The 976-nt window shown below is 55.7% G+C and carries 1 protein-coding gene; it reads left to right on the forward strand.

Annotated features, from left to right (window positions below; translation table 11 throughout):
* Positions 1–467: 467 nt before the first annotated feature.
* Positions 468–908 (forward strand): aspartate carbamoyltransferase regulatory subunit, encoded by a 441-nt coding sequence (locus tag Q2B33_RS03105; protein ID WP_300568851.1) that lies wholly within the window; start codon positions 468–470, stop codon positions 906–908.
* Positions 909–976 lie beyond the last annotated feature (68 nt).

A 976-nucleotide genomic window follows, 5' to 3' on the forward strand; every position in this document is an offset into this window, starting at 1 on the left:
GACCTGAAATTCGGCCGCACCGTCCACTCCCTGATCAACGCCCTGGTGCGCTACAGCGATATCCGCTTCGTGTTCATCTCTCCGGAGGAGCTGCGGGTGCCGGACTATATCACGGAGATGCTGAAGGCAAAAGACATTCCCTACGAGGAGGTCATCCGGCTGGAGGACGTGATGCCCCAGTTGGACCTCCTGTACATGACCAGGGTCCAGAAGGAGCGCTTCTTCAACGAGGAGGACTATGTCAGACTGAAGGATTTCTATATCCTGAACATGGACAAGATGGCCCTGGCGAAGCCGGAGATGCTGGTACTCCATCCCCTCCCCAGGGTCAACGAGATATCCGTGGAGGTGGACTCCGACCCCAGGGCGGCCTATTTCAGGCAGGCCAAGTACGGCGTCTACGTGCGGATGGCCCTGATACTGACACTGCTGGAAATCGAAGCGTAGCGCACAGAAAGGATCGACATATGCTGAATGTAGGAAAAATCGAAGAGGGCTTCGTGCTGGACCACATCAAGGCCGGAAGGAGCCTGGAAATCTACGAGCATCTCCAGTTGGACAAGCTGGACTGCACCGTAGCCATCATCAAGAACGCCAGAAGCGACAAAATGGACAAAAAGGACATCCTGAAAGTGGAATGCGACATCGACATGCTGGATCTGGACGTGCTGGCCTTCATCGACCACAATATCACCGTCAATGTCATCAAGAACGGGGAGATCGTGGAAAAGAAGGAGCTGACGCTGCCCAGGCAGATCAAGAATGTCATCCGCTGCCACAATCCCAGGTGCATCACCTCCATCGAGCAGGAGCTGCCCCATATCTTCTGCCTGGCGGACGCAAAGAGCGAGGTATACCGCTGCAAGTACTGCGAGGAGAAATACATGTCCTCGGCCAAGTGGACGTAGATTCCATAACATGGCAGGCTTCATGGCCCCGGTCTCCCCGGCGGCCGTTCGCCATGAGTGCCATATCG

It is taken from the genome of uncultured Acetatifactor sp. (genome assembly GCF_948601915.1).
Lineage (GTDB): Bacteria > Bacillota > Clostridia > Lachnospirales > Lachnospiraceae > Acetatifactor.

Coding starts and splice junctions, on each gene's coding strand:
- Q2B33_RS03105 (WP_300568851.1), top strand. CDS start 468: ATGCTGAATGTAGGAAAAATCGAAGAGGGCTTCGTGCTGGACCACATC.